This window comes from Chryseobacterium sp. PET-29 (assembly GCF_025736815.1).
In the GTDB taxonomy this organism is placed as follows: domain Bacteria; phylum Bacteroidota; class Bacteroidia; order Flavobacteriales; family Weeksellaceae; genus Chryseobacterium; species Chryseobacterium nepalense.
Window position 1 is genome coordinate 3,171,833 of record NZ_CP107053.1, and the last position, 24,855, is coordinate 3,196,687.

19 protein-coding genes are annotated in these 24,855 nt (G+C 36.1%); 10 read left to right on the forward strand and 9 right to left on the reverse strand.

The window, feature by feature from the left end:
• Positions 1-55: 55 nt before the first annotated feature.
• From mnmG to ODE14_RS14365, 5 genes are all read right to left on the reverse strand, one after another.
• Complete coding sequence (mnmG, locus tag ODE14_RS14345; RefSeq protein ID WP_263601913.1) at positions 56-1,918, reverse strand: tRNA uridine-5-carboxymethylaminomethyl(34) synthesis enzyme MnmG; 1,863 nt, start codon at positions 1,916-1,918, stop codon at positions 56-58.
• 238 nt (positions 1,919-2,156) lie between these two features.
• Positions 2,157-2,567: an rRNA maturation RNase YbeY gene (gene ybeY, locus ODE14_RS14350; protein ID WP_263601914.1), complete on the reverse strand. Its 411-nt coding sequence runs from the start codon at positions 2,565-2,567 to the stop codon at positions 2,157-2,159.
• Between the two features lie 4 nt (positions 2,568-2,571).
• Positions 2,572-4,731, reverse strand: a complete 2,160-nt coding sequence (locus tag ODE14_RS14355; RefSeq protein ID WP_263601915.1) for a patatin-like phospholipase family protein — start codon at positions 4,729-4,731, stop codon at positions 2,572-2,574.
• 3 nt (positions 4,732-4,734) lie between these two features.
• Positions 4,735-7,182, reverse strand: coding sequence for a bifunctional UDP-N-acetylmuramoyl-tripeptide:D-alanyl-D-alanine ligase/alanine racemase (locus ODE14_RS14360; protein WP_263601916.1), 2,448 nt, complete (start codon positions 7,180-7,182; stop codon positions 4,735-4,737).
• Positions 7,183-7,274: 92 nt separating this feature from the next.
• Positions 7,275-7,868, reverse strand: a complete 594-nt coding sequence (locus ODE14_RS14365) for a thymidine kinase (protein ID WP_248389244.1) — start codon at positions 7,866-7,868, stop codon at positions 7,275-7,277.
• Positions 7,869-7,930: 62 nt separating this feature from the next.
• Between ODE14_RS14365 and ODE14_RS14370 the strand changes: the two genes are divergently transcribed.
• The 5 genes from ODE14_RS14370 to ODE14_RS14390 all read left to right on the forward strand — a co-directional run bounded on the left by ODE14_RS14370 (position 7,931) and on the right by ODE14_RS14390 (position 13,816).
• Positions 7,931-9,418 (forward strand): hypothetical protein, encoded by a 1,488-nt coding sequence (locus ODE14_RS14370; RefSeq protein WP_263601917.1) that lies wholly within the window; start codon positions 7,931-7,933, stop codon positions 9,416-9,418.
• A gap of 8 nt (positions 9,419-9,426) precedes the next feature.
• Positions 9,427-10,101 (forward strand): 16S rRNA (cytidine(1402)-2'-O)-methyltransferase, encoded by a 675-nt coding sequence (gene rsmI, locus ODE14_RS14375; protein WP_263601918.1) that lies wholly within the window; start codon positions 9,427-9,429, stop codon positions 10,099-10,101.
• Positions 10,102-11,577: a WG repeat-containing protein gene (locus ODE14_RS14380; protein WP_263601919.1), complete on the forward strand. Its 1,476-nt coding sequence runs from the start codon at positions 10,102-10,104 to the stop codon at positions 11,575-11,577.
• Between the two features lie 171 nt (positions 11,578-11,748).
• Positions 11,749-12,492 (forward strand): 3-oxoacyl-[acyl-carrier-protein] reductase, encoded by a 744-nt coding sequence (gene fabG / locus ODE14_RS14385; RefSeq protein WP_248389241.1) that lies wholly within the window; start codon positions 11,749-11,751, stop codon positions 12,490-12,492.
• 4 nt (positions 12,493-12,496) lie between these two features.
• Entirely contained in the window at positions 12,497-13,816 is a 1,320-nt protein-coding gene (locus ODE14_RS14390) for a DUF6056 family protein (protein WP_263601920.1), read from the forward strand.
• Between the two features lie 3 nt (positions 13,817-13,819).
• Here ODE14_RS14390 and ODE14_RS14395 read toward each other — a convergent pair whose 3' ends face one another.
• Together ODE14_RS14395 and ODE14_RS14400 are read right to left on the reverse strand one after the other, a co-directional pair.
• Positions 13,820-14,554 (reverse strand): DUF1835 domain-containing protein, encoded by a 735-nt coding sequence (locus ODE14_RS14395; RefSeq protein WP_263601921.1) that lies wholly within the window; start codon positions 14,552-14,554, stop codon positions 13,820-13,822.
• Positions 14,555-14,557: 3 nt separating this feature from the next.
• Positions 14,558-15,598, reverse strand: coding sequence for a GMP reductase (locus ODE14_RS14400; RefSeq protein ID WP_248389238.1), 1,041 nt, complete (start codon positions 15,596-15,598; stop codon positions 14,558-14,560).
• A 399-nt stretch (positions 15,599-15,997) separates the two neighbouring features.
• On the opposite strand from ODE14_RS14400, the gene ODE14_RS14405 reads away from it, so the two are divergent.
• Genes ODE14_RS14405 through ODE14_RS14415 form a run of 3 tightly spaced genes read left to right on the forward strand, consistent with a single transcriptional unit; the run spans position 15,998 to position 18,400 of the window.
• Positions 15,998-16,744, forward strand: coding sequence for a prolipoprotein diacylglyceryl transferase (locus tag ODE14_RS14405; RefSeq protein ID WP_248389234.1), 747 nt, complete (start codon positions 15,998-16,000; stop codon positions 16,742-16,744).
• A 9-nt stretch (positions 16,745-16,753) separates the two neighbouring features.
• Positions 16,754-16,987, forward strand: coding sequence for a hypothetical protein (locus ODE14_RS14410; RefSeq protein ID WP_248389232.1), 234 nt, complete (start codon positions 16,754-16,756; stop codon positions 16,985-16,987).
• Positions 16,988-16,996: 9 nt separating this feature from the next.
• Positions 16,997-18,400, forward strand: a complete 1,404-nt coding sequence (locus tag ODE14_RS14415) for a radical SAM protein (protein WP_263601922.1) — start codon at positions 16,997-16,999, stop codon at positions 18,398-18,400.
• Positions 18,401-18,715: 315 nt separating this feature from the next.
• Here ODE14_RS14415 and surE read toward each other — a convergent pair whose 3' ends face one another.
• On the reverse strand, positions 18,716-19,486 hold the full coding sequence (gene surE / locus ODE14_RS14420) for a 5'/3'-nucleotidase SurE (protein ID WP_263601923.1): 771 nt from the start codon (positions 19,484-19,486) through the stop codon (positions 18,716-18,718).
• Between the two features lie 146 nt (positions 19,487-19,632).
• Between surE and ODE14_RS14425 the strand changes: the two genes are divergently transcribed.
• Positions 19,633-21,762, forward strand: coding sequence for a carboxy terminal-processing peptidase (locus ODE14_RS14425; protein ID WP_263601924.1), 2,130 nt, complete (start codon positions 19,633-19,635; stop codon positions 21,760-21,762).
• A gap of 92 nt (positions 21,763-21,854) precedes the next feature.
• Here ODE14_RS14425 and ODE14_RS14430 read toward each other — a convergent pair whose 3' ends face one another.
• Positions 21,855-22,358, reverse strand: coding sequence for a superoxide dismutase family protein (locus ODE14_RS14430; protein WP_248389224.1), 504 nt, complete (start codon positions 22,356-22,358; stop codon positions 21,855-21,857).
• 225 nt (positions 22,359-22,583) lie between these two features.
• Between ODE14_RS14430 and ODE14_RS14435 the strand changes: the two genes are divergently transcribed.
• Positions 22,584-24,824, forward strand: coding sequence for a TonB-dependent receptor (locus ODE14_RS14435; RefSeq protein WP_263601925.1), 2,241 nt, complete (start codon positions 22,584-22,586; stop codon positions 24,822-24,824).
• Positions 24,825-24,855: the final 31 nt, after the last annotated feature.

Here is a 24,855-nt window from a genome sequence, read left to right on the forward strand (position 1 = left end):
AACACCTTAATTTATGCTGTAAAATTATTTATGTTTCACGTGAAACATTTATCAATTAACGTCCTAAATAGACCAGTAAAACGTTTATATCAGCCGGTGAAACACCACTGATTCTTCCTGCCTGAGCAATCGTTTTTGGTCGTACATTAGACATTTTTTGTTTGGCTTCAGCAGAAAGACTTGATATTTTAGTGTAATCAAAATCTTCTGGAATTTTAATGTTTTCCAGTCTGTTTAGTTTGGCTACATTTTCTTTTTCCTTTTCAATATAGCCTTTATACTTAATGTTAATTTCAGCTTGTTCTCTTACTTCATCATCATATTTCGATGCATTTTCTCTGATGGCTTCAATATTTTCAAGCTTTTCCAGAGTCATATTGGGTCTTGTAAGAATTTGGGCTGCTCTGTATGCCTGATCTACCGGGCTGCTTTCAATAGTTTCCAGGATAGGATTAATCATTCCCGGTTTTAAAGAAGTTTCTCTAAGGAAGTTTTCAAGTTCTTGGCTTTGAGCAACTTTCTCTTCAACTCTTTTTAAACGTTCTTCTTTCGCTAATCCTAATTCAAATGCTTTTTGTGTTAATCTGATGTCTGCATTATCCTGTCTCAGCAATAGTCTGTATTCAGCCCTTGAAGTAAACATTCTGTATGGTTCTTCCGTACCTTTTGTAATTAAATCATCAATTAAAACACCAATATATGCTTCATCTCTGTTAAGAATGAATTCTTCTTTTTCGTGTACTTTATTGTGGGCATTGATCCCAGCAATAAGGCCTTGTCCTGCAGCTTCTTCATAGCCGGTTGTTCCGTTGATCTGACCTGCAAAATACAGATTGTCGATCAACTTTGTTTCTAAGGTATGCTTTAATTGGGTAGGAGGGAAGTAGTCATACTCAATAGCATAGCCGGGACGGAAAACTTTTACATTTTCAAAGCCCGGAATATGTTTCATTGCTTTAATTTGTACATCTTCCGGAAGGGAAGAACTAAATCCGTTAACATAAATTTCTACTGTTTTCCAACCTTCCGGTTCTACGAACAGCTGGTGTCTGTTTCTTTCTGCAAAACGGTTGATTTTATCTTCGATACTCGGACAGTATCTTGGTCCCAAACTCTGAATGGTACCGTTGAACATTGGACTTCTGTCGAATCCTTCACGTAAAATATTATGTACTGTTTCGTTGGTATAAACAATATGACAGCTTAATTGTTTGGTTAATTTAGGAGTATCTAAATAGCTGAATTTTTGAGGGTTTTCGTCTCCTTTCTGTTCTTCCATTTTAGAATAATCCAAGCTTCTTCCATCTACACGGGGTGGAGTACCGGTTTTCATTCTTCCGGCTTCAAAACCTAAAGAAACAAGCTGTTCCGTAATACCGAAAGCTCTTGGTTCGCCCATTCTTCCTCCTCCCAGTTGTTTGTCTCCAACATGTATCAATCCATTGAGAAAAGTACCATTGGTAAGAACAACAGAATGAGCTTTGATTTCAATTCCCAATGAAGTAACTACACCTGTTACTTTATTATTCTCCACGATAAGCTGTTTCACCATATCCTGAAAGAAATCCAGATTCGGTGTATTCTCTAAGGCTAAACGCCATTCCTCTGCAAATAGCATTCTGTCGTTTTGTGTTCTGGGAGACCACATGGCAGGACCTTTCGAAAGATTAAGCATTTTAAACTGTATGGCAGATTTATCCGCTACAATTCCGGAGTAACCTCCCATTGCGTCAATCTCACGAACGATTTGTCCTTTGGCGATACCGCCCATTGCGGGGTTGCAGCTCATTTGTCCGATCGTCTGCATATTCATTGTAATAAGCAATGTTTTCGATCCGAGATTGGCGGCTGCAGCGGCTGCTTCACATCCTGCATGACCTGCACCTACTACAATTACATCATATATTTCTGAAATCATCTTTTTCGCTTGTTTTAAGCTTCAAATTTTAATTTTTTTTATAAATGTTTCACGTGAAACATTAAGTGTAATTACGGCTTAAAATCGCCTGTAATACGTCTTTTTAGCCCCAATCGCAGCATTTGTCTGAGCTCATTTTCTTTTTAAAAAAAAAGAAAATAGCGAGTGCGGAGAGCGGGATTAGGCTCCTGAAAAAATAGCATCCAAATATGTTGTTTATCTGATTGCTATTCAGTTTTCAATTGCTGTATTTTGCTAAATAAAAATCTTCTTTGCTTCGCATCAGCTGTTCTTCTTCTTCCGATTTATCTTTATATCCTGAAAGGTGAAGAATACCATGTGCTAAAACCCTTCTCAGTTCTTCTTCGTAATCTTTTGACAGAGTAGAAGCATTATCTGAAATGCGCTGCAAAGATACGAAAATCTCCCCGCTTATCGTTCTTCCTTTTACATAGTCGAAAGTAATGATGTCGGTATAGTAATCATGTTGCAGATAATCCTGGTTTACCTTGAGTAGATATTCGTCGTTACAGAATATATAATTGATTTCGCCAAGTTTCTTCTTTTCTGAAAGAATGATTTCTTCCAGCCATTTCTTATAGTTGGTATCAACTGTTTCGGGTAAGTTTTCGTAAAAGAATTGTATCATCGTATTAAAACCAGTGTCCTAAAATTACACTGAATATGCCTTTTTGATTATTTTTGAGAGAGTGACTGAAGTTTATTTTAATCTGTCCGAATGGAGATTTGTAACCAGCAGTAACTCCTAAAGAGCTGTAATTTAGTTTTACTGCATCTTCAAAGCTTATATCATCCGAGAGATTTGCAAAGGAGAAGTTTCCGCTGATGAAATAGTTCTTATTGAATTTAAATTGAAGATCATTACAAATCAAAATCACATTATTGCTATTAAGCTGCCCGAAATAAAATCCAGGAAAGCTTCTGAAATTAACGATATTCTGCTCAAAGATTCCACCAAGTCTGTACTGATAAAATTGAGGCAGATTTTCCCCTAATGTAATTCCGCCATAAAGATTAAGGCGATAAGCAAATTGTTTGGATAGCGGGATATTGATTCTGATGTCGGCTTTTATCTGGACCAGTCTTTTTTCAACTTCCGATTTCATCAGATCGATTACTTTACCTTCTGCATTAATGTAAATACCGCGGGTAGGGAAGTCTTTGTCATTCTGGGTATCACTTTTCAGAAATATATAAGGATTCAGAAAACGGTTATAACGTTTATTGGTTCCATTGGCTTCCGCTTCAAAATAATCATGGCTGATTCCTGCGCCCACTGCAAATTTATCTCTCCAGATAGATTGAATATACGCTTCATTACGCAACCACATCCATTGATCTACTTCATAATTGTTGATGTCCTTCAGATCAAAACTCATTCCTGACGAATAGATCCCGAATCCCGGAATATATCCGTTGTCAATAAAATAATTCAGATAATATCTTGGTTTATCGCCTACAATAACATCCAGCGAGAGGTTTGAATTTCTGAATAAAAGACGTTTCGCAGAATAGTTAACAAGAAGCCCGGTTTTGAAAATTTCGTCGTAATGCAGTCCGAATTTAAGAAAGTGGCGTGAATTGTCCTCAGTGACATATAATTTCAGGTAGTTGACATCATTTTCAGAGATGATATCGTAATTAATAAATTTATAATTATTCGTAGCGACCAGCTTATCTATTTTTTTATTAATGCTTCCGTAAGTCTGAAGGGACGGAAGGCGAAGTCCCATCTTCCCGAGAACATAGTTTTTCCCGTAAATTCGACCTCCTTCTATGGCAACGCTATCTATTTTATAGACATTGGAATATATGGGATTTATGTGCTGTCTGAGACGGTCAAACGGACGTTTTGGCAATTCATCCAGAATTTTGGAATATTTCAGTCCTTCCGCGTAACCGCTGTCAAGAATTTTTTTCTTTTCATCATAACTGGTAGCAGTCATTCCGGTAAGGTTTGGTTTAATATTGATATCTGTGAATTTATATTGTCTTCTGGTATCTTTTTTAATTCCGAAATCAATGACCTGATTCAGTATGGAAATGATATTCCCAAGATCTTCTCTTTTGGATAAATCCTGGTTGAGATCTACTCCGATTACTATATCAATGCCTTTATCTTTTAGCGGTTTTGAAGGATAATTTACCGTCATCGCGCCGTCGATGTAAATGCTGTCTCCAATTTTTACGGGATCCATCAACGAAGGAAATGCTGAGCTGGCCATGATAGACTGTACCAGATCTCCTTTTTCAAAAATCTGCATGTTTCCACTTTCAAGATTAGTAGCTACACACATAAAAGGAATTGGCAACTTTGAAAAATCATCAATATTGGAAACATTTTTAAAAAGCTCTTTTAAAAGATAAACATTTTTCTGGCCGGTACTAATGGAGGAGGGAAGGGTAATTTTCCCGTTTTTCAGAGGAATGGTGAGCAGATATTTATCAACTGATTTATTGAAAAAAGTAGTTTCCTGTCTTGTGGCTTTAGGATCCATGATTAATGAATAGAAATCCGTATCCATCACAATTTTTTCTATTTCTTTCCCGGAATATCCTGAAGCATATAAACCGCCTACAATTGCTCCCATACTGGTTCCGGCAATGTAATCAACCTTTACGCCTAACGAATCCAGGACTTTAAGTACTCCCACATGAGAAAATCCTTTAGCTCCTCCTCCTGCAAGCGATAATCCTATTCTTGGATTTTTAGGAATCACCAGATCTTTTCTCACCTGAGACCGGATCAAAAATAATTGGAATACTAATAAAAGAATCAGGAGCTTTCTCATAAGTTAATCTTTTACATAAATCCTTTTCACACGTGGCGAAATGGAGGTTAATACTTCATAGGTTATTGTTTTGCAGTAATCTGCGAATTCTTTCAGGGTTGGTTTTGCATTGAATACCGTTACTGTGTCGCCTTCTTTTACATCAGGAATATGATCTACATTAATCATCATCATATCCATGCAGATATTTCCGACAATAGGAGCCAATATTTTATGGATTCCCACATTCCCCACCTGATTTCCTATCAGTCTTGGAATACCGTCGGCATAACCAACTGGTATTGTGGCTATTTTTGTGGGATGATCTGTTTTAAATTTTCTGCTGTAACCCACGGATTCTCCGTTTCCTACATACGATATTTGTGAGATTACGGTTTTAAAACTTACCACAGACCGAAGCTGTTTATTTATTTCACTATTTGGTGATTCTCCTAACATTCCGATGCCAATTCTTACCATATCATATTGATAATCTGTATAATTGGTTATTCCTGAAGAATTCAGGATGTGACGGGTAGGAGTGTAGCCTAGGTGTTTTATCAGATAACTTGAGTTTTTTTCAAATGTATCAAGCTGATGCAAAGTAAATTCTTTTTCTGAAGAAAGATCAGATGATGATAAATGGCTGAATATGCTTTTTACTTTTACATTCTTTCGAGCTAAAGTGCTGCTTAATTCATCCAGCTCAAAATCCTTAAAACCAAGACGATGCATTCCTGTTTCAAGTTTAATATGGATTGGATATTTTTTATCGTATCCTGATTTCTGTACCGATTCATAAAACTGTTCCAGTACCCTGAAGCTGTATATTTCCGGCTCCAGGTTGTAGGCAATCACAGTTTCGTAACTGTGTTGTTCAGGATTCATGACAACAATCGGTACAGTAATTCCTTTTTTACGAAGCTCAACGCCCTCATCTACAAAAGCCACTCCTAAGTAATCGATATGATGATGCTGCAGGAATTCTGAAATTTCATAGCTTCCGAGGCCGTAGGCATTGGCTTTCACCATTGCCATCATTTTAGTGGAAGGCTTCAGTAAAGATTTATGATAATTGATGTTATGAAGAATTGCATTCAGATTAATTTCAAGAACGGTATCATGTTTTCTGAGTTCAAGAATATCTTTAAGCTTTTCAATCTCAAATTTTCTCGCACCTTTTAGAAGAATAATCTGATTTTCTATTTCCGTAAGGTGTTTACTATCAATTAATTCCTGAGTGTTAATGTAAGTAGAAGTTTTAGATTTAAATAATTCACTGTATTTAGATATTTCATGACCAATAAGGAAAACAGAATCGAATTTCTGCTCATTTACCAGTTCGGATACTTCTTCGTACAGTTCTTTTGAATTTGAATTCACTCCAACGATTTCCGTTAAGACCAGGGATTTTTTTGGTTTATTATATTCATTTAAAAATTGCAGGGCTGTTTTTAAGGAATCCAGATCCAGATTAAAAGAATCATTGATAACAATATTGTTTTTAATTCCTTCAATAGCTTCAAGCCTCATTTCTACAGCTTTCAGCGCATTGATTTTTTCTATGATCTTATCGTTGCTGATCCCTAATTCTTTTAAAACAGTTAAGAGTGCCAGAGCATTGATTAACGTTGCCTCGTCCCGTTGATTAACAGGAAAGCTTATTTGTTCACTAAAATAATGAACAACGACATCCTTTCCTCTTGAAAAATTATTTTTGAAATGTACATTATTGCTTTCCTTAAAGCCGTAAGTAATTAATTTTTTTGTTGAATAAAGTTCTTTTATTTTACTGTCAACCAATAAATTATCACCATTGTAAATAATAACTTCCGAATTTTTGAACAATTTGATTTTTTCATCAATCAGTTGTTCCTCAGATTTGAAGTTGGCGAGGTGCGCAGTACCGATATGCGTCAGCAACCCGATCTGAGGATGGAATATACTTTCCTGCTTTTCCATTTCATCAGGTTTCGAGATCCCTACCTCAAAAATTCCCAGCGCATGGGACTCATTAATCTGAAGCAAAGATAAAGGAAGGCCAATCTGAGAATTAAAACTTTTAGGACTTTTTACCGTTTTGAATTCATTCCACAGGCATTGATACAGCCATTCTTTTAAAATAGTTTTACCATTGCTTCCCGTAATTCCAACAGATTTTATATGAGCATTTTCAAAATGATATTGTGCAAGTTTTTGGAGAAATGCAACAGAATCATCGGTAATAATCCAGGTAATATTTTCATACTGCGGATCATGGTGGTCTGAAATAATTATGTCTATACCCCTGTCAATGGCAGCCTCAATAAACTTTTCTCCCGAATTCTTCTTCGTATTGATCGCAATAAAAGCTGTATTTTTGGTGGAATAAATAATCCTGCTGTCGAAAGCTATATTTTTTATCAAAAGTTTTTCGTCACCAATAACCTGTGCATTGGTGATTTCTGCAATCTGATGTACTGTATAATTCATTGGTGCCTGTTCTGCTGATTGTAAGCAGGAAACAAATAAGCAAAGGCCTTATCAAATAATTGCTTATGTTTCCGGCTTCTTTTTGGCCTAATTTACTGTTTTTTCTTCTTCAAAAGCACTTCGTCAATAAAAACCCGGCGGCTTACCGCTTCATAGCTTTCCGTTTCACCAAGTTCCACAAGGTTATTGCCACTGGATATTCTCATAGAATAATTGGCAAGATTTCCGGTCCTTTTACAGATCGCGTGTACTTTGGTCACATATTCGGCAGTGGCCATAAGATTTGGCATCGGCCCGAATGGTCTTCCTAAAAAGTCCATATCAAGACCGGCAATTACTACTCGGATTCCACTGTCTGCCAGTTGATTGGCTACATCTACAATGCCTTCATCAAAAAACTGTGCTTCATCAATTCCCACTACATCACAGTTGGAGGCCAGCAAAATAATTTCATTGGGATTTTCTACCGGTGTACTTCGTATTTTATTTTGATTATGAGAAATAACGTCTTCTTCAGAATACCTTGTATCCAGTTTCGGTTTAAAAATCTCCACATTCTGCCCCGCCATTTCTGCCCTTCTCAGCCTCCTGATCAACTCTTCGGTTTTTCCGGAAAACATTGAGCCACAAATAACTTCCATCCAACCACTTTGTTTGGAATGATTAATTGTATTTTCTAAAAACATTTGTTAAATTAGCCGTATATTTTTAACATCAAAAGTAAGCAATTTTTTAACAAGATTCTTATATGCAAAACATCCAAGATTTAAAGGAAAAGATTTTTTTTGAATCCAAGAATATGATCGCTATTCTGGATAAAATAAGCAATGTAGACGAATTAATTTCCCGGCAGGATCTTGTAGATGAACTTGCTAACCGGATTTCGTTTCTCAAGTTGCTTGAAAAAAATCTGGAGTATTTTGAAAAAGAAAATTTTTCTTCAACAGAAAAAAACAGTGAAAACTTTTCATCTCAACCTTTCATTGAAAGCAATTATGAAGTGGAAGAGGAAGAAGCTATTTTTAATAACCAACTGAATGAAATCGGCGAAAATAAAGAATTTCCTGTTATGGAAGAAGAAGCCATTTTCAATAATCAGCTGAATGAAATTGTTGAAGAAGAGCTTCATGAGACACTGGTTAACTTTGTTGAAGAAAATACTGATTCTGAAAATGTTATATCAGCAGATGTACAAGAAGATAAAGATATTTTCAATAAGCAACTGGAAGAAACCGATGAACACGAAATTCCTGACAATACAGACAGGACATTGAATTTTATCGATGAAGAAAGAATTTTGGCAAATGCTGAACCTGAAAATGATGATGATATTGATGAAGACATGTTCAGCAGAGAACATACAGAAGAAGAAGCCGTTTTTAATAATCAGCTGAATGAAATTGATGAATTTGAAAATGAAATTTCGGATGATCAGGGAAATTTTAATGATTTTGATGAAGAAGAAAATATCCGGAATAATTTTGATAAGGATGTTAAAAATGAAGAAAAGCAGGAAATTACAAAAACCATTCCAAGTATTTTTGATACGGAACCTATTGAGGAAGACCTGCTGATCGAAGAAAATGAGGAACATTTTACGGTTTCTGAAGCCATGATCGAACACGGAGAAATGGCTGCGGATACTTCAAATGTAGAAAGTATTGTAACGGAAATCAGGCATGAAGCGGCTCTTGAGGAAAAACAGGAGACTATTTTGGCAGAAATTAATGACCGCCGAAAAATTGTTGAGATTGACAGGCCTGTTCCTGAAAAAGAAAACGATAAACCGGCCTCCGATGAAAGTTTTGAAAATTTAGAAGCATATCAGCAGGAGAAAAAAATAAAGCTGGCTCATATTAAAGGCTTAAAAGCTGTACAGACGCTTTTTGATGATGATCATCTGGAAAGAACAATGCCTTTGGAACAGACAGCACCTATTGAGAAAAAAGAAGATACGGGAAGTATTTTAAAAACAAATATTCCAACGGATTTTATGGAGGCGGAAAAGAAAAAACCGGAATTCAAACTGGATTTAAATGATCGTATTGCTTTTACAAAAACACTTTTCGGGGGAAGCCAGTCTGAATTGAATGAGGTAGTAAATAATCTGAACAGTTTCAGAACATTAGAAGATGCAAAGGAATACCTGAGCGACCTTTATTATGCCAAAAAATGGAGCAAGGTAGATGAGTATGCACAAAGACTCTGGATCTTGGTAGAAAACAAATTTTTATAACGTAAATTTTGAGCGGAATTCTATATTTTGTTCCCACACCGATCGGGAACCTTGAGGATATGACTTACAGAGCAGTAAGTGTTTTAAAAGAAGTAGATTATATACTATGTGAAGACACCAGAACTTCCGGAATTCTTCTGAAGCATTTCGAGATTTCCAAACCTTTAAAATCGTATCATCTTCATAATGAACATCAGGCAACGGATAAAGTGATCGCTGATCTGAAAAGCGGTCAGAATATTGCCATTATCACCGATGCAGGAACTCCCGGAATTTCGGATCCCGGTTATTTACTGGCAAAAGCAGGCGCAGATCATCATATTGATATGATCTGTCTTCCGGGAGCCACAGCCTTTGTTCCGGCTTTAGTAGTTTCCGGACTTCCCAATAACGAATTTCTTTTCGCAGGATTTCTCCCGCAGAAAAAAGGCAGGCAGACCAAACTGAAGCAGCTGGCAGAAGAAAAAAAGACGATTGTTCTCTATGAAAGTCCCCATAAAATCAATACTACGCTGGAACAGATCAAAGAATTTTTCGGAGAAAACACGAAAGTAAGCCTGAGCAGGGAAATCTCAAAAAAATTTGAAGAAACCAAACGCGGAACAATTATTGAACTTATTGAATTTTCTAAAAGCAAAACCTTAAAAGGTGAGATCGTTCTCATCGTAAATAATTCCATTTAATTGAAAAAACTAATTTTCGTGCTGTTTTCGTCGGTTTGCCTCGGACAGACGGATCAGTATAAACAGATACTCTTAACAAAAAAGCTGGGCAAAGAAGTGCGTTCCTACACGAAAGGTTACGGAATGATCAGCGATGCCAAAACCGGAACATCCGGAATCGTAGATTCTTTAGGAAATATTACTTTTAGTTATCCTTTTAAAAGCGAAATATCAAGGCTTTGGAAAGACAGGTTTATCCTTAAGGTTAAATCAGGGAATTCCACAGGAAAAACAGCTCTTATTGATGAAAAAGGAAGTGAACTTATTCCTCTTGAAAACTTCAGGTTCAGGACATGGGAAAATAAAGACCGCCTGATCTGTACAAAACAAGGAAAAGAATGTGTTTATGACTTCAACGGAAAACAGATTATCCCTTTTTCGGAGAAAATAGAATTCGGCAGCGAAAACAGATTTTTTGTTAAGATAAACGGAAGTTGGTTTATTTACGATTTTGACGGCAAACAGGTTTCAGACAGAGCATTTACTACCGATCTTAGATTTTATAAAGGACGTACTTATATTTCTACAGGTGAAAAATCCGGTGAAATTATTGATAATAACGGGAAAACGCTAACTAAAATTTCAGATCATAACGTAGACAATATCAATGCATTTCCGTTCCTTGTAACGCTTGATGCCGCAAAAAACCGGTACGGAATTATTAATGACACGGAAAAAGTTATTGCGGATGAAATCTATGATCAGGCTTTCGTAGGAAGAGAATATATCTATCTTACCAAAGATGATAAAGTAAGTATTTTTTCAAAGAAGGAAGGAAAGGTTTATGATCTTGATTATCAATATGTAAACCCTCTTTTTAACGGTTTGTTTAAAACATCTCAGGATCAGAACAATCCTAAGGCTGCAGTGGTTCGCTTATCCGGAGAAGTTGTTTTTCCTAAAGAATATGACCGGGTGGAAGGACTTACCATCGCCGGAGAAAAATATATTTATCTAAGAAAGAACGATGAAGAAACAATTGTAGATAAAAATTTAAAAAATATCCTCAAGGAAAATTATGAAATTGAAAAAATATTTCCGAATACCATTATTTTAAATAAAGATAATAATTACTACAAATTTTCACCAAAAGACGGAGAATACATAGAATTGAAAGGTTTGAAAGAGATTAAACCTTTGGAAATGTATCCCATGATCATAGGGAAAAATGCCGATAATTTCTACGGAGTTCTCAATGAAAACGGCAAAGAAATTATTCCTTTTGTCTATGATGATATCATTACTTTTTCGGGTGCCAATGAATTTGTGATAAGAAAAGGCAATAAATTCGGAATTTCCAACCATAAAAATGAACCTTTGGCAGAAGTGGTTTTTGATAAATATGTTCAGGATAAAAAAGGGATAAAATTGATGAAAGGAAAGGATTTTCAATTTATTTATTTTACAGAACAGAATGAAAAGAATTTTATAGAATAATCATATTATGATAAAAAACAGAGAATAAATTTCATTAAAATCGCGATTTAAAATGCAATGAATAACATTTTGTAATATCTTTGCGCACTGTTTTATTCGGATAAAATTAAATAATGTATATATTAGCCAACCTTCAAAAGGCTAATTGGTTAAAGAAAATAATTGTCATATATGAAACTATTAGAAGGAAAAGTAGCGCTAATAACGGGAGCTACAAGAGGAATCGGAAAAGGAATCGCTGAAATGTATGCCCAGCAGGGAGCAAAGATCGCTTTTACTTATGCCGGATCTGTAGACAAAGCTAAGGAATTAGAAGCCACTTTAAGTTCTGTAACTCAAATTAAGGGATATCAGTCTGATGCATCGGATTTTGATGCTGCTCAAACATTGGTAGACGAAGTTCTGAAAGAATTCGGGAAAATTGATATCCTGATCAACAATGCCGGTATCACAAAAGATAATCTGTTGTTGAGAATGTCAAAAGAAGACTGGGATAAAGTAATCAATGTAAATCTTGATTCTGTATTTAATCTTACAAAAGCCGTAATCAAGCCTATGATGAAGGCAAAAGAAGGTTCTATTATCAATATGACTTCCGTAGTTGGAATTAGCGGGAACGCGGGACAGGCGAATTATGCGGCCTCAAAAGCCGGTGTTATCGGGTTTACAAAATCTGTAGCGCTTGAATTAGGTTCCAGAAATATCCGTTGCAATGCTATTGCTCCGGGCTTTATCCAGACTGAAATGACAGATGCGCTTGATGATAAGGCAAAAGACAAATGGAACGAAGCTATTCCTATGAAAAAATTAGGTCAGACAAAAGATATTGCCAATGCCTGCGTGTTTTTAGGAAGTGAAATGGCATCGTACATCACGGGTCAGACTCTGAACGTAGACGGCGGTTTATTAACGTAAAAAAATGAAGTCAGTATATTCTGTTACTGCATTTTTTTCCATTATATTGATCATCGGTTTGGTATATATTTCTTATTTTAATGTATATCAGACCGATGATTATATTTATGCATATACTACCGGAAAATTAGGATTTATTGGAAATATGCAGGAATTCTATCTGAATTGGGGAGGGCGCTATTTCGGATATGGTTACAATATGCTGATCCCACTTTCCAAAGATCCGGAAAATATTTTGCCTAAAATTTATCCTGTTTTTCTCATCTTTTCTTTCATAGCTGTTTCAGCACTTAATTTTAAAGAGTTTTTTAAGTATTCCTGGCTGCAGGCACTTGGTAAAGGGGTCGCTTTATTTTTATTTTATACTGTTATTTTAACGAACATTTCAGAGCATTTCTTTTGGTTTACCGGATCCAATGTATATTTTTTGCCGGTTATTATATCGGGACTTTTGGTGTTTTTCTGCAGGAAATATAACGATACAAATAAAAAAATGTGGTACGGCCTGGTTCTGTTACTCATTTTCATTTTAATGGGCTCCAATGAAATTCTTGCACTGATTGTATTCGGGATGATAATATATTGGAATACTCAAAATAAGTCAGCCAGAGCAAGAATAATGTTAATGGTTGGTTTATCAGGCATTTTAATTTCATTTCTTGCCCCGGGAAATTTTCAGAGAATGACTGAATCTCAGGATGTTTTTTACGTGAAATGGTTTAAAAGAATCATCTATTTCGGCGCGGATACAACTTATATTGTTATCAAAACAGCTATTGTAATTCCATTATTTATTAAAATTTTTGAAAAAGAACTGGCCGAAATAACAGACCGGTATGATTTCAAAAAACTTATAATCATTTGGATGATCTCTTTTTTACCATTACTGTTCTTAGGATTTATCATGAACAGTATCGGAAGACAGTTCGAAAATATTATCTTTTTCTGGCTGCTAAGTTCATCGGTGATACTATATATGAGGTTTGGGAAGATCAAAAAATTCTGGATTTTTAGTATGATTATTATGTTACTGCCGCAAACCAACTTTTTTCCTGAGAAATATAAGAATTTTAATATCAGTTTTAATATCAATACCATCGCTAAAGAGATATTGTACACAGATTTAAAAGCCTATGACAGGGAAATAAGCGAAAGAGTTCATATTTTAAAAACAACACCATCAGATTCTGTTGTTGTAGATAAAATAAAAACAGTGCCTGTTGTATTATATTTTGATGAAATGTCTTCTGTAAGCGAAACCAGAGATTATGTAAGCATGCAGCTGGAGAGATATTTTAACAAAAAATACATCAGGACGAAATAATATTTATTTTTCTCCGAGAATTTTATCATAAAACTGTTTTACCTGAAGATCTCCATACCCGAAAATTCCCAGTTCATTTCGAAATTTTTCAAAAACAGCATTGAAATTCATCGTTTCGCTTTCCATTAAATCTCTGACAAAAGTTTCAGGATTAACATTCTGATAAACACGGATCAACTCTTTCAAAAAACGAAAACAGTCTGATGGATGAAGAGAAAGTTGCTTTAATGTATTGCGATCGTTACTTTGATATGCTTTCCACAAATCGCATCCCAGATCGATGTCTTTCTGATCAAATAAAATTTTCGATTTCCAGGCCTCCTGCAAATCCATATCATTTGAATCCGAAAATCCTTCCCACTTGTTTTCTAATAAATTTTTTGGAAAAACTCTGTAAATTTTTATATTTCTGTCTTTGGGAAGTAAGGTCAGGCAAAACCACAGATTCACCTGGCAAAAAAGATCATCTTCAAACCAGAGATTCACTTCAGAATGGTCCGGAATATTTTTCATCTTTTCAAATTCGGAGACGACTTTATGATAATAATTCTCTTTTTTATCAGAATAATTTTCGGAAATAAATTCTGCCCGCATTTTCCAGAATTCATCCGGATGATCAGCCTGTAAAGGTCCTGTAACCAAGGCTTCTCTACAGATAATTATCTCGCCCGAAATTATTGTTTGATTCAATCTTCCGGCGAGATAATCTCCGTTGATAATATTAAATGTAGCTCTCAAGATCTAATCTTTGAATACCTGGTTTTCCTGCTCCTGAACTCTGATAAAAGTAGTTCTTTTAGACAGCTCTTTCAATGTGGATGCTCCTACATAAGTACAGGTAGAACGGACGCCGCCCAGAATATCTTTTACGGTCTCTGAAACCGGACCTTTGTAAGGAACTTTAACCGTTTTTCCTTCCGATGCTCTGTATTCCGCAACACCTCCGGAATGTTTATCCATCGCTGTTTTCGAACTCATCCCATAAAAGAGACGGAATTTTTTCCCATTTTCTTCAACGATTTCACCGCCACTTTCATCATGTCCTGCAAACATTCCGCCCAACATCACAAAATCGGCTCCTCCACCAAAAGCTTTAGCCACATCTCCGGGAACTTTACAGCCGCCGTCTGCAATAATGTGTCCCTTTAATCCATGCGCTGCATCGGCACATTCAATTATCGCTGAAAGCTGGGGATATCCCACGCCGGTCTTTACTCTGGTTGTACATACAGATCCGGGGCCTATTCCCACTTTAATGATGTCGGCACCTACCAGAAGAAGTTCTTCCACCATTTCTCCGGTAACCACATTACCGGCAATGATGATTTTATCGGGAAAATTGGCCCTTGCATTCTTCACAAATTCAACAAAATGCTCCGAATAACCATTGGCCACATCAATACAGAGAAACTCGATTTTTGGATGCTTTTCAAGGATCGTGCGAATTTTTTCTTCATCAGATTTACCGGTTCCGGTGCTTAATGCAATATATTGATGAATACTGTCCGGCTGCGAATCCAGAAAAGAAGTCCATTCTTCGGGTGTATAATGTTTGTGAATTGCGGTAATGATTTTATCCTTGGCAAGCTCCACGGCCATCTCAAATGTTCCTACTGTATCCATGTTGGCGGCAATTACAGGAACACCGCTCCATTTTTTTCGGGTGTGTCTGAAGATAAATTCTCTTTCCAGGTCAACTTCCGAACGGGATTTTAACGTGGAACGTTTCGGGCGAAACATCACATCCTTAAAACCCAGTTTTATATCATATTCTATTCTCATAATTTGGAAAATTATATTTAAATAAAAATAAGGAAAAAGATTGATTTTAAATTTTAAATTAGCTCAGATTAATAGAAATTCCTTATAAATCCACATTCTGAAATAACATTTGCAAGCAGAAATAGGATTAATCACCTAAAAAGGATCGTGAACGAAGCAAAAAGCTTGAATATCAATGTAAGTTGGGTCATTGATGAGCCTAAAAGGGTGGTTAACCATGCAAAAAGGGTGGATGACGAAGCAAAAAGGTTCACTGACGAACCTAATAGGCTCAATTTCCATGCAAAAAGGCTCGTTTACCATGCCGAAAGGATGAATTATCAGCATCAGGAAATGAATTTGGTATGAAAATTAAGAAGAATTCCTGTATATATTTTAAAAAGCAATACATTTGAAGCCATGGATTTTCCTGTAACCTTCAACATTTTTGATAAAGCAATCCTTGCACATCCGCTTTTTGAAGCGGCAGGAATTTTCATCGGTATGCGCTATTATTTTTATTTAAAAAGAAAGTCCGCTGAAAAGATGTCTTTCAATACTTCTGCAGCTGTTTTAATAGGAGCTACAGCGGGAGCCTTAATAGGTTCCAAACTAATTGGAAATTTAGAAAATCCATACACTCTTTTTGAAAATTTTAGCTTCAAAAGATTTTGGACAAATAATACGATTGTTGGCGGACTGGCTTTTGGATTAATTGGAGTAGAATGGGCAAAAAAAATTATCGGCCATAAAGAAAGCACAGGAGATCTGATTGTCTTTCCATTAATTCTAGCAATGATTATCGGAAGAATAGGCTGCTTTCTTACAGGAATTCATGAAGAAACATATGGTATTCCTACAGATTCTTTTTTTGGAATGCATCTGGGAGATCAGTATCTGAGACATCCTGTTGCTCTATATGAAATTGTTTTCCTTATTGTTTTGTGGATTGTTTTAAAAATAATTAAGAAAAAAAATAAATTTCCGTCAGGATTTATCTTTCAGTTATTTATGATTTGTTACTTCAGCTTCAGATTTATGCTGGATTTTATCAAGCCTAAAGTAGATATCATTGCAGGACTTGGAACAATACAGTTGGTGTGTATTGCTATAATTTTTTATTATTTCTTTAAGCTTAAATCAGCGAAAATTGTAAATTCACGTTAAATATTACTCATGAAATTATTAACATTACTTGAAGTTGGAGATCTCACTGGCTTAGTTATATTCATAATAGCAATCATTTTAGTTGTACTTTTGGTTGTTTCAGTCTTTGTAGCAGCTTTTGTACAGATCATTTACGAATGGGATAATAAAAGAAAATTTACGAGTAAACAGTTCTGGAAAACAGTTTTAATATCAATGCTTGTTGGCGGGCTGATCAGTGGCTTCGTCTGTGGAGGAATGTAAAAATAAATTATGCCAGTAAGAAACTATACCTATTACGACTATACCATCAGTCTTTGCCCGGAATGCCTGAAAAGAGTAGGCGCAAAGATCATTATTGAAGATGAAGCGGTTTTCATGACCAAAAGATGTCCCGATCACGGATTTTTCAAAACAAAAATTGCTTCTGATGTTCAGTATTATAAAAATATCAGAAATTACAATAAAGCTTCGGAAACGCCGGTTCATTTTGGAACAGATGTAGAATACGGGTGTCCTTATGATTGTGGTTTATGTGTTGATCATGAGCAACATAGCTGCCTGTCTATTGTGGAAGTCACCGACCGTTGCAATCTCACCTGTCCGACCTGTTATGCGATGTCTTCGCCCCATTACGGAAGCCACAGAAGTCTGGAAGAAATTGAAGCGATGTTCGATATCATTGTTAAAAATGAAGGAGAGCCGGATGTTGTCCAGATCAGCGGAGGCGAGCCAACCATTCATCCTGAATTTTTTAAAATCATGGATATTGCCAAATCAAAACCGATTAAGCATTTAATGCTGAATACCAATGGTGTACGAATTGCCAATGATCCGGGATTTGCAGAAAAACTGGCTACCTACGCTCCGGAATTTGAAATTTATCTTCAGTTTGATTCTTTTAAACCGGAAGTTCTGGAAGATTTCAGGGGAAAAGATCTTACCAATGTCCGGATGAAAGCTTTGGAAAAATTAAATGCCTTAAATCTTTCCACAACACTTGTTATTGTACTTCAGAAAGGGAAGAATATTGATGAGATCGGAAAAATTATTGATTTTGCCTTAAAACAAAAATGCGTTCGCGGAATTACCTTTCAGCCCGTAGAAATTGCCGGAAGAAACCGTGATGATTCAGCACATGAAAAAATTACCTTGACCGAAGTAAGGCAGGAAATTTTAAACCAGTTTCCACTTCTGAATTCTGATGATATTATTCCCGTTCCGTGTAATCCGGATGCTTTGGCAATGGGCTATATTCTGAAACTGGAAGGCGAAATTATTCCTTTAACACGATACATCAATCCTGCTGATCTCCTGAACAATGAAACGAAAAACACAATCGTCTACGAGCAGGATACCGGCCTTCAGATGCAGCTGCTGGATATTTTCAGCACCGGAATTTCTGTGGATAAAGTAAAACCTAAAGTGAATCAGTTATTATGCTGTCTTCCCGATGTTTCTGCTCCTAATCTCGATTATGATAATCTTTTCAGAATTATCATCATGAATTTTATGGATGCTCACGATTTTGATGTCCGGGCTGTAAAGAAATCCTGCGTGCATATTGTCAACAAAGACCTGAAATTAATTCCTTTTGAAACCATGAATCTATTTTATCGCGATGATAAGGTTAAGTATCTGGAAGAATTGAGGAGGGAGGATAGAGTTTTATTTTAATTTTTCTTCACAGATTTGTACAAATTTTCACAGCTATTTATGAATTAATATGACATAGGGAAATGGAACGTTAAAAAAATTAATTCTGTGAACGTCAAAAATTCTAATGTTTGACGCGAGATAACTATTTGAACCGAAGAACAAATCTTAAATTCGCGCGAGTTTTAGAATTTTTAGAGAATAGAATTAATTTTTAGCAAAAGTTCCCAAGTCTTAAACTTTTCGTTCTTTTGTTTGACGACGTCGAATCTTCGATTTCAAGACAAAAGGACAAAAAATAAGGCGTAAAACAAATTTACGCCTCAATATTTAGATTTAATCAAACTTCATTACTTCACTCAGTGTATTCATATACTCATACGCCGTAAGGTCGAATTTTACCGGAACAATGGAAATGTATCCGTTCGCAAGAGCTGTTTCGTCCGCATCTTCAGATTCATCCATATTATTGAAATATCCGGTAAGCCAGTAGTATTTTTTACCGTGGGGATTTACTCTTTCATCAAAGCTTTCTTCCCATTTGGCATGAGCCTGTTTGCAGACTTTTACGCCTTTTATTTCTTCTTTTAAAAGCTTCGGAATATTTACATTTAAAACAACACCTTTAGGCATTGGGTTTTCCAGGGTTCTTTTAACAATATTCTGAATGTATTCTTTTGCTTGTGTAAAATCTGCTTCCCAGCTGAAATCAAGTAGTGAAAAACCGATCGCCGGAAGATTTTCTACACCTGCTTCTACCGCCGCAGACATCGTCCCGGAGTAAATAACATTAATAGAAGAATTGGCACCGTGATTGATCCCAGAAACTACAATATCCGGTCTTCTCGGCAATATCTTATCAAGTGCCATCTTGACACAGTCTACAGGAGTTCCGCTGCAGGAAAAATCTTTTTGCGGACCTTCCAGGTGAACTTCTTCGTAGCTGAGGGTAGAATTGATGGTAATGGCGTGACCTTTACCGCTTTGTGGAGAGTTCGGTGCTACAACAACTACTTCTCCGATTTCGTTCATAAAACTTACAAGATTTCTGATACCAGGTGCTGTAATCCCGTCGTCATTAGTAACCAGAATAAGTGGTTTTTCCATATTAAAATTAAATTTTAACAAAAATACTTAAAACTATCTGATATTTGTAAAGAAGGTATTAAATTTGATAATTTGTAACAGTTAATTAAAAATTACTACTTATTAAAATACTTTTTTAAAAAATTAATAAAATACATTACAGATTTATGTGGAAAAATTTTAAGCTAAATAAATTTTTACTCCTAATTCCATTAACAAGTCTAATGTTTTGTTTCAACTCGCCTAAAAATGATGATGAAAAGATGCAGACGATAATGGTGAGCGTAAAAAATACACTTTCTTATTTGCATTACAGCCCAAAACCAATTAACGATGCGTATTCCAAAGATGTTTACAAGCATTACTTCGAATTGGTAGATCCGGGCAAAAGATATTTCCTGCAATCGGATATGGATGAATTCGCAAAGCACGAAACCAAACTTGATGATTATATTAATCTGGGAGATCTTACGTTTTATAAACTTACAGTCGACAGATTATACCAGCGTGCTGATGAAATCGATAAAATGACACAGGATATTTTCAGTAAACCGATCAACCTTCATGAAGACGAATCACTGATCCTTGAACCGAAAATTAAAAAAGCTCCTGCGAACAAAGAGGAAATGTATAATGAGTGGAAAAAATTCATTAAATACAATATTCTTCAGGAAATTGAATCCATGAACAGCAAAGAGGAAGCGCAGAAGGAAAAGAAAGATTCTGTTCAGAAATATAAGCTGAAAGATACGATCAAGTACGAGCCTATAGCACCGGATCAGAAGATTAAAAAAGCAACGGATGAGGTGAAAGATCTTGTAAAAGAAACCTTTACGAGATTTAAAAAGAGAAAGAAAATGGATTGGTTTACCGTTTATATGAATGCTTATACCGAGGTTTTCGATCCGCATACCAATTACTACTCACCGAAAGATAAAGAAGACTTCGATACCAATTTTACAGGAAAAGTAATCGGAATCGGGGCAATCATCCAGGAGAAAAAAGGGAATCTGTATCTGGGTGCTTTAACTATAGGAGCACCGGCCTGGAAGTCCAAACAGCTTTCAGAAGGGGATAAAATTTTAAAGGTAAAGTCTAAACCGAAGGAAGATGCGGTAAACGTTGTCGGAATGCTTTCCGATGAAGCGGTACGATTGATCAGAGGGGAAAAAGGAACACCGGTAACGTTAACTGTTCAGAAAAAAGACGGAACGATTAAAGATGTAACGATGATCCGGGAAGAAGTTGCAATAGAAGATACCTTCGCAAGAAGTATTGTCATCAATTCTCCGAACGGAAAAAAATATGGGTTCATTAATTTACCAAGCTTCAACGCAGATTTTGAAAATCCAAATGGAAGAAATGCTTCTGATGATATTAAAAATGAGATCATTAAGCTAAAACAGCAGAATATTGAAGGGATTGTTCTCGACCTTAGAAATAATGGAGGAGGATCTCTTACCGAAGTAGGGGATATTATGGGACTTTTCATGGATGCAGGACCTTATGTTCAGGTAAAAGACGGAAACGGAAAAATCCAGACCCTTAAAAACAAACAGGAAGCGCCAATCTGGACGGGTCCGTTGGTGATTATGCAGAATGAGCTTTCCGCTTCAGCTTCGGAAATTCTTGCCGGAGTAATGCAGGATTACGGAAGAGCAATGATTATCGGATCTCCACAGTCATTCGGAAAGGGAACGGTACAGACTTTTGTGGATCTTAACAGATTCTTAAATACAGAAGATGATTTCGGATCTTTAAAGCTTACTATTCAGAAGTTCTATAGAATTACCGGCGAATCTACCCAGAGAAAAGGGATTGTTTCCGATATACAAATGAAAGATTTCTTTACCTATGCTGAAATAGGAGAGCGATATGATGATTATGCTTTAGCTTGGGATAAAATACCTTCCACCAACTTCCAGAAACTTAATTATTTCAATATTCAGGCTTTGGAAAAAGCAAGTGCAGACAGAATGGCGAAAAATGCCAAATACCAATTACTGCTTGAATCCGCACAATGGAGAGAACAACTGGACAAGGAAGAATCTATTACTTTGAATATTGATAAGTTCAATGAGGTTACGAAACAAAGAAAAGCTCAGATTGAAAAATTCAAGTCTCTAACTAAATTTGAAAACGGACTTCAGTTTTTGATGTATCCTAATGAAATAGAAAGAGAGAAAAAGGATGAAGCTTTCAAAAAGAAATCTGAAATCTGGATCAAAAATCTGAAAAAAGACCTTTATCTTCAGGAAGCGATGAACATCATCGCAGATATGAATGTAAAATCTTAAAATTTGAATCGGCGAAGCCGGTAACAAAATAGCACAAAAAAACCGTTGCCTGAGGTTCTCGAAGGCAACGGTTTTTTTATTGAATTAAGGCTTTATTTAATCTCTATACATCCCACTCTTCCGCCTGCATTTCCCGTAGGCTGCGTATGAAAATCGTCTGCGGAAGCATGAATAATCATTCCTTTTCCGATTATGTTTTTAGATTCATCTGTACATCCCAGACACCATTTGTCGGTTTTGAAAGTCAGCATGGCGTTTCCGTTCTGATCGGCAGTAAGGTTTCCGATATCTCCCATATGGAAATGTTCGGCTCCCCATTTTCCGTGATCGTCCTTGGCCGGATTCCAGTGCCCTCCTGTAGAAGTTCCGTCTGCTGCAGAGCAGTCACCTTTTTCGTGGATGTGTACCGCATGAATTCCCGGAGTAAGATTGGTTACATCCAGCTTCATAACAACTTCATCGCCCTTTTGGGTAAATTTTGCCGTTCCGCCGGTTTGTGTGTTGCTTTTAGACATGATTTGGTACGTGTTTGTCGTTCCGCACGAAACTACAAACAGAGCACCCGCTGCCAATAATGATAATGTTTTAGCTTTCATTTTTAAATGATTTAAAGTGATTTTAGGTTAAATTTAAAAAACATTTACGGATACACCTTACGAATTCAGGATCTTTTTGAAAATAGCAGTAAAAGATTCTTTTTCTAAAGTCTTTTCCGGCCTTTAAACCAAAACCAACGGTTCAGAATTCAAATTCTACCATTCGGTAAGAAAAATTTATATCAGGTGAAAATTCATCTTACTTTTGAATCGAAAATAAAAGCTATGAAAACAAAACTATTATTTCTTGTTACTCTTTTGTCTTTTGCCATAAGTATGGCTCAGACAAAAATATCTGGAAGGATAACCTACAAAAACAAAGGAGTGGCTGAGGTAAATGTAAGCTTAAAAAACACCTATGACGGAGCAACAAGTGATTCCAACGGAAACTTTTCTTTTGAAACTTCAGAAAAAGGAAATCAGATATTAGTGTTTTCGCATCCCAAATACATTGAAGTTGAAAAGTCAATTGTCATTGAAAATCAGGAAGTTTCCGTGAATGCTGAGCTAAAGGAACAGATCAATGAAATTGATGCCGTTGTTGTATCCGCAGGTTCTATTGAGGCCAGTGATAAAAAAAGAGCAACAGCGCTTTTGACGCCCATCGATATATACACAACGGCCGGAGCAGACGGACAGATTTCTTCAGCATTAAACTATCTGCCTGGAGTTCAGAAAGTGGGTGAAACAGAAGGTCTTTTTATCCGTGGAGGCACGGGAACGGAGTCCAGAATTTTTATGGACGGAAGTCTTATCAACAATTATTTTTCGAATTCAGTTCCGGGAATTGCGGGTAGAGACCGCTTCAATACTTCACTTTTTAAAGGAAATGTGTTCTCAAGCGGTGGATATTCTGCTTTGTACGGACAGGCGCTTTCCGGTGCGCTCATGCTGGAAAGTGTTGATCTTCCGGATCAGAGCTCTTATGATTTCGGATTTTCACCCATATTTTTAAATGCAGGATTCCAAAGACTTACCGATAATAAAAACTCATCGTTCGGAGCAAGCGTAGGATATTCCAACTTAAAGCTGATGCAGGATGTTTTTAATTTTAATACTGATTTTTCAGAAGCTCCGGAAAGTTTCAACGGTGATTTTAATTTCAGAATTAAAACAAAATCAGGAGGTTTCTTCAAATATTACGGAATATACGATTCCAACAGGATGGGAGTAAAAACCCAAAGCCTGAAGCCGGAAGATTATGATTGGTCTCTGGTAAAACTGAAAGGAAAAAATACCTATCATAATTTATCATTCAAACAGAAATTCGGGAAATATTTGCTGAATGCGGGAACTTCTTATTCCTTCAACCGGTCTGATCTTGATTTTTCAACCGAGAAAAATAATGTTGAAAACGGGAATACAAAACTGTTGACTGACGGAAATTATATTAATTTTAAAACCGTTTTAGAAAGAAAAGTAAATAAAATAAGTGCGTTGCGCGGAGGTTTTGAGCTCAATGCAACCAGTGAAAAACTCAGCTTTAACGATTTTGTTCAGAAAAATTACAAAGACCTGATTTCTTCCGCATTTGTGGAAACAGATCTTGGATTCAGCAATCACTTATCAGCTAAAATAGGAGTTAGGGCAGAATACTCTTCGTATCTTGAACAAAGCAATATTGCGCCTCGTGTGGCTTTAGCCTACCGCTTTGCAAAAGACTGGACTACTTCTTTCGCTTATGGTATTTTTTATCAGAATCCGGAAAGCAGATACATCAACGGACCAGCTAATCTGGATTTTCAGAAAGCGCAGCATTATATTTTTCAGGTGCAGAGAACAACAGAAGGAAGAAGTCTTAGGCTGGAAGCTTTTTATAAAAAGTATGATGACCTGATCAAAGTAAAAAACCTGAGTTATATTGACGGACAGAATCAATATATTCAGACGGCTGACAACAACAATGGTTATGGTTTTGCAAAAGGGCTTGAACTATTCTGGAGAGATAAAAAGACTTTTGAAAACATCGATTACTGGATCAGCTATTCTTATCTGGATTCAAAAAGAGATTTTATGAATTATCCGGTAAGTCTGAAACCTAATTTTGCTTCTGAACACACCCTTTCAGCTGTGGCCAAAAGATTTGTTCCGAAATGGAAAACAGGGTTTAATCTTTCTTACACCTATGCCAAAGGCCGTCCGTATTATGATATTGCGACACAAAATGTAAATGGCGAACAGGAATATTTTGTAAGGCATGAAGGTCGGCTTAAAGATTACAGTGCATTGAATTTCAGTGTTAATTATCTGCCGAATTTAGGGAAGAAAGATGCTAAAGCATTTACGGTGCTTGTCTTAAGTGTATCAAATATATTAGGCTCAAAAAATGTTTACGGTTATAATTTCTCAATGGACGGAAACAGAAGTTCTGCGGTAGTCCCACCAGTAAATACTTTCGTTTTTATAGGAGCTTTCATCAGTTTCGGGGTTGATAAGACACAGGATGCCATCAACAATAATTTATAATAAAAATTACATTAAATACATTACTATTAAC